The sequence below is a fragment of the Leptospira mayottensis 200901116 genome (assembly GCF_000306675.2).
GTDB classification, from domain to species: domain Bacteria; phylum Spirochaetota; class Leptospiria; order Leptospirales; family Leptospiraceae; genus Leptospira; species Leptospira mayottensis.
Window position 1 is genome coordinate 859,001 of record NZ_CP024871.1, and the last position, 6,000, is coordinate 865,000.

Here is a 6,000-nt window from a genome sequence, read left to right on the forward strand (position 1 = left end):
TATACATAGCTTTTGTGAGAATTCGATTTTGAATAGTTTGAAATTCATTAATGATTTTCATCTTATTCGTAAAGGCTGTCCCGCATAAAGATAGGATTTCATCACTAAGGTAATGCATTTGCTTCAAAAGAATATTCCGTAAATACCATTCTGCTTCTACATCTTAACATTAAATGACCTGGTGGTTTGCGTTTCTCCAGATAAAAATGGTAAAACCATAATATAGTTGGCAGCTATGTTTATTTCATGTCCTTATGTTTACATGACTAGGTCTTAATTTTTCAAAGAGAGAGGGAAGTGAAAATGAATCGTTTTATAGTTTTGATAGTGGTTTTGTTGATTTCAATTGGAGTTGATTTTTCTTACGGAGTGAGTCCTGCACTTGTCCATATTTTATCAAGTGTTGTCTCTGGCTCGATAGTTCAAAAGCCTACGGATAATCCGAAAGATAAGGCAATCAAAATCGTTATACATGATGGTGGAAAGTTTTGTTATGCTCCAGTTTTTAGTGGTGGTGAAAGTTATATTCAACTTGAGCAGTGTTGGGAACAGGACGTTACTAGTGCTCGGTATGATGTGTTTCAAAGAATTTCTTATTACATTAATAAAACATGGCTATGCATTACTGCTCCAGAAGGAGTCATTCTTGGAGAGAGAAACTGGGATTATGTGCATCTCAGACCTTGTACTATCAATGACCCCCTACAGCGATGGATCGTAAAAGAGAATTCCTTTTGGACTGCAGATGAGCGTTATCGTTTAAAAGATGTGAAGTGGTATGCCTATATTTCAAAGAAGTCTAAGGATAGTTATAACCATACTTTGGACTCTTCGATGAAAGATTGGGTTCAGACTGTGGCAACTCCTGGGAATATCAGTATTAAGACTTCCATAGCTTGGAATTTGGGGAATAGCCGCTACTTTATCCATTCAAAAGGCTCAAAAAAAAATACCACATCTATCTACTACAATCCTGAAAGTGGACATGTTGCTCAATACAATCCAGTAAGTGGACGTCTTTCTTGCATGTATTCAAAGGTAGGTAGTTATCAATGGAATTGGATTCGATGGGTATTGTGTGATGATATCCCTACGAGTAAGGATAGTCCTGCTTATTGGGACGTTTATCTTGAAACTGAAGAGGGAGGTATGCTCAAGGATTATAAAGGCAATATTCTGAGAGTTACCAGATATGGATCCAATTGGGGTGTTGTCTATGCAGCTAAACCCTCTTTTTTGGAAAAGGATACCACGAATAGTCCAACGTCTTTGTTTTTAGTAGATGGATATTTACTGGATTGGATACGTTATGCAGCTGGTAATCTTGGTAATACAGAGCAGTATTGTCCGGCTGGTAATAAGGAAAGTCATGTATATAAAAGAATAAAAAGGACCTTACCTCCTGACTTTCAATTAACTGATGACTGGATTCGGAGGCTTTATCAGATAGCGACTTCATTTTCATCTATAGGTAGGGGGCAGGTACGTGGGGTATGCGGTGTTTGTCTGCTTCAGGGCTTCCAGATGTTGGCAGAACTCCAGGAGTATTATTCTCAGGGACCTCTTCAGAGTGGGGGTTATTTTTTCGATACAGCTCGTAATAGGGATCCTTTTGTCTCGTTTGAACAACGTTATCCGTTATTGAACAGATTGCTGACGGATGTACCTAGAGTGTATGATTCCATTGATTATTCAAATAGACAACTGGCATTAGCATCCGCTAGGACTATGTTGCCTCAATACGACTGGATTATCTCTTCTGAATTCACTACTCGGTCTGAGATACAATCTCACATTAGCTCACTCATCAATTCTCCTCCCGGGAGCATTTGGCTGGGGATATTAGCGCTATTGTGTCCGGATGGAACTTTAGGGTGGCATGCTGTTCCAATTCTTAGGACTTCTCAGGGGTTAGTTGTAATTCAAACGAACGTGCGTTCGATGCCATTTAATATCTACAGGGAATATTTAACACCTACCACGGATCTGCTTGAGGTAATTAATAATCTGCAAACACCAAATAGAACTCTGGCAAGACTTGTAACTATACAATTAAGGGAAGCTTACCACAATATATTTGACTTCATGATTTCTAACAGAGATTGCACTGGAGAAGGGGACGACAGAAGAGGTACGGGAAGATACCCAACCAGCACATTGGTAAATCAGTGTTCGAGGAGAGGGGGTAGATGCACCCTGCTGTAATTCGAGGATTATGTTGATTTGTATGTACTGTACAATAACAAGATTCGTCTACATTTCTTATGAACTAAATTGATTAAAAGTCTGTTCTAAGCCTCAGAATGTAGGAACTCCCGTTGTTTTACGGTCTTCTTGTCTTTGTAGTTCGATGTTTTATATTTTCCAACTCCTTTAAGGACTCAAAGACCATGAAGGTGTCCACAGAGAAAATCTCTGATGGAATCTGCTTGTATGTGTCTTTCTTGAAATTTCGGATTGAATGAATCTTTTCAGGATTTTAATTGGATTTTCATGATGAGGCAGATTTGAAAGTTTCTTCGGGTATCGTAGAATTACTGATCGGTTTAGACTATGATCTTGTGGGTTTTGCTTACATTTTTCAATTTGTTCGCAAACTCCAACAAATTTAGCTTTCTACTTTAAGAATATATCCGGTGTCGTTTACGAGGGAGACGGCATGGCAAATTTTTGTCCGGACCATTCTAGTTCCTTAATTCAAAGAACGAAATCCACTTTAAAAAAAGTAAAATCAACTACGATCAGTTTTAAAAGCTATTGGAGATAAACGGGAATTCGGATACTAATTTTTTATAGAGAGGATTTACTTACCCTTCCAACGGGTATGAGTTTATAAAAATAAGTTTTTTCCCAAGGGTTTGCCATAAAATTTGCATAGTATCCATATTTAAACAAACGACATCCTTGGTTATAATAATTTACGTTCTAAGTTATAAATTAAGTGGATGAAGGCGGACTATTAGAATATTCTAAAGTAAAAAAGTGGATAACGTTTAACAGGGGGCTTGGTTTGTTTCGAATTCTTTGGGCCGTATTTTTGATTTTTAGCTTACTTTTGATATTTACCTGCAAAGAAGAAAAAAAAGAAGTCGTTCGTAAGGAAGGTGAAACGAAAAAAGTCGAAACGATTGCCTATCCTTTCCCTCCCGATAATGCTCCTACTCCGGAAAGGATTTTATTGGGGAAAACTTTATTTTTCGACCCGATTCTTTCCGGTTCCAATTGGATCAGTTGCGCCACTTGTCATAATCCAGGCCTTGCTTGGACGGACGGGTTAAAAACTGCAGTCGGACACAATATGAAGATTTTGGGAAAAAATACTCCCACGATTCTCAATGGAGCGTACGGAAGCAAAATGTTCTGGGACGGCAGAGCGGACAATCTGGAAGCGCAGGCATTGGGTCCGATTTCATCTCCCGATGAAATGAATCAAGATATAGATGAACTTATATTAGAATTAAAGAATATTCGCGGATACAAAGAATTGTTCTCCAGGGCGTATCCGAACGAGGATATAAATGCGGTAACGATCGGAAAGGCGATCGCAAGTTTTGAAAGAACGATTCTTTCTACGGAGTCTACGTTTGATCGTTGGAAAAAAGGGGATAAAACCGCAATTTCGGAATCGGCACAAAGGGGTTTTTCCGTCTTTAACGGAAAAGCAAAATGTTCCGCGTGTCATCAAGGCGATCAGTTTTCGGATAATGGATTTCATAATATCGGTTTGAAAAACGCCTCCAAGGAAGTCGGAAGATTTAAAATCGTAGCGGTAAAATCTATGAAGGGTGCTTTCAAAACACCAGGTTTGCGGGACGTCGCTTTGACGGGACCGTATATGCACGATGGAAGTTATGCTACCTTGGAAGAGGTTGTCGAACATTACGATCGAGGAGGAGATGAAAAAAACAACCTAGATCCGAACATGACAACTCTCAAATTAACGAAGGATGAAAAGGCCGATCTCGTAGAGTTTATGAAATCACTAAACGGCAAAATGATTTCGATTTCGATTCCGGAGTTCCCGAGATAATATCATCATAAATTAGGAGTATTGAATGTTAGTTCGATTTACGGCGGTTTTTATTTTTCTCGTTTTTTGTGGGGGAAGCCTTGCGGCGGCGGAACACGAAGTGGGTCAAAAGAATAAGGGATTTACGGTGGAATCTTTAAAGATCAAAGTCGGGGACGTGGTGAGTTTTCCGAATTACGATACTTTTTATCACAATGTATATTCCCTATCTCCCACAAAAATTTTCGATTTGGGCTCATATTCTCAGGGGAAAACGCAAAAGGTAAAGTTTGAAAAACCCGGTAAGATCACCGTACAGTGCGCGATACATCCCGAAATGAAAATGACGATAGACGTACAATAATGAAAATATATTCAAAAATTATAATTCTTTTTCTTTTTTCGGCGTCGACATTTTCTTTGACGGCTCTTGATACCATGGAAAAATCCGCTGTTCGGGGAAGTATTGTATTCCGTACTTATTGTGTACTTTGTCATGGAGAAGCCGCAGACGGAAAGGGCCGCCTTGCGACGGGGAAGGTCCCGCCACCCGCAAATCTTACGATTACTAAGTTGACCAATGCACAAAAAGAAGAGATCATCAAAAAAGGGGGGATTGGAGTGAATCGTTCCCCGTTTATGCCTCCGTGGCAGGAAGAATTGTCTGAAGAGCAAATCAAAGACGTAATCTCTTACATCAACTTTCTTTCGAAATCGAAATAGTCGGCAAAACGTTTCCGCAAATTTTACAGTGAATTTACTCGGCAATATAAGTATTAAAACAAGATTGCGTTTCAGCTTCGGAGTCATCATCGGAGTATTTATTCTTTCTTCGGCTTTGATTGTTTACAATACGTTCGTATATCGGAAGACGATTCGATCAATGATTGAAAATTCGCAGCCTAAATTTCAACTGATGAACTTAACTTTGGAAAAGTTAATACTTACAGAGCTGACTCTTTCCTCCAAGGTATCCACGATTGACGCGCTTCTTTCTGAAGAAGAAAACAAGAAAGTTCGAATCCTATTGGATGAAATAAAGAAAAATAACGTTACGTTCCGAGAATTTTCCTTGGAAGCGATCGAGCTTGAAAATTTGAAAATTTTCGAAGAAGGGTTAGAGAATCTTTCCCAATATGCGGAAACGATTCATAATTTGGGCAAAGAAAATAAAAGACAAGAAGCTCAGATTCTATACGTTCGCGGGATTAATCCTCTGAGTGCTTCCCTAAGAAAAACGATCAAGATTCTGATCGAATTTGAAGCTACTCATTCCCGTAAGAGTGAGGACGCCGCGGAAACTCAGCTTACTTTTTCCTTGTATATGATCTGCGCTCTTTCTTTTCTTTCTTTGATCGCTGGAATTTTATTTTCCAGATCCATAATTCGATCCGTGATGTTTCCTCTCAAAAAGGCAATTCACTTTGCATCTGAAATTCAAAACGGAAATTTGAATAATCGGATCGAGATCGACCATTTCGATGAGATGGGGGAACTTTTGGAGTTTTTAAAAAAGATGGAAACATCTCTTCGTGAAATCATCGTCGAGGCGAGAATTTCGGTCGATAATTCCCAAAAGGCGAGCCAGGAATTTTACAAGGTTTCGAAAGAATTTATTTCCACGTCGGAAATCCAGGCGGACGATTCCCAGAAGGTGGCCGATCATATCGATCGTTTGAGTACATTGGTGGAGACCAATACTACCACTATTCTTACTTCTGCTGAACATCTTCGAAATTTGGAAAAAGAAATCCAAAAAAATCTTTCTTCCTTAATTACCGTGACTAAGTCTTTGAACTCTTTAACGCTAAAAGCGCGGGAATCTTCGGAGACTGCATTAAAGGGAAGGGAGAAGGTGGACGGGGTTCAGAAATCGTTTTTAGAGGTGAAACGTACCGTTCAAAGAATTAACGAATCTCTCATAAAGATCGGAGATATATCCGCTCGTACAAACATGCTCGCTCTCAATGCCGCGATTGAGGCTGCGAGAG

5 protein-coding genes (1 of these 5 running past the window's edge) are annotated in these 6,000 nt (G+C 39.3%); all 5 read left to right on the forward strand.

What is annotated here, in order from left to right; all coding sequences use genetic code 11:
• The first annotated feature begins 303 nt into the window (after positions 1 to 303).
• Entirely contained in the window at positions 304 to 2,205 is a 1,902-nt protein-coding gene (locus LEP1GSC190_RS03910; RefSeq protein WP_117344699.1) for a DUF1561 domain-containing protein, read from the forward strand.
• An 805-nt stretch (positions 2,206 to 3,010) separates the two neighbouring features.
• On the forward strand, positions 3,011 to 4,030 hold the full coding sequence (locus LEP1GSC190_RS03915; protein WP_036035863.1) for a cytochrome-c peroxidase: 1,020 nt from the start codon (positions 3,011 to 3,013) through the stop codon (positions 4,028 to 4,030).
• A gap of 25 nt (positions 4,031 to 4,055) precedes the next feature.
• The gene (locus LEP1GSC190_RS03920) at positions 4,056 to 4,373 is read left to right on the forward strand and encodes a methylamine utilization protein (protein ID WP_002748178.1); all 318 of its coding nucleotides are present in this window, start codon (positions 4,056 to 4,058) and stop codon (positions 4,371 to 4,373) included.
• A complete protein-coding gene (locus LEP1GSC190_RS03925) occupies positions 4,373 to 4,732 on the forward strand; it encodes a c-type cytochrome (RefSeq protein ID WP_002748190.1) in 360 nt (119 codons plus the stop codon). Before LEP1GSC190_RS03920 ends, LEP1GSC190_RS03925 begins: the two co-directional genes overlap by 1 nt.
• Before the next feature lie 28 nt (positions 4,733 to 4,760).
• A protein-coding gene (locus LEP1GSC190_RS03930; RefSeq protein WP_081606745.1) for a methyl-accepting chemotaxis protein crosses the window boundary here: on the forward strand, positions 4,761 to 6,000 show its 5' portion. Its footprint extends 473 nt past the window's final position; only the first 1,240 of its 1,713 coding nucleotides appear in the window; its start codon is at positions 4,761 to 4,763; the stop codon falls past the right edge of the window.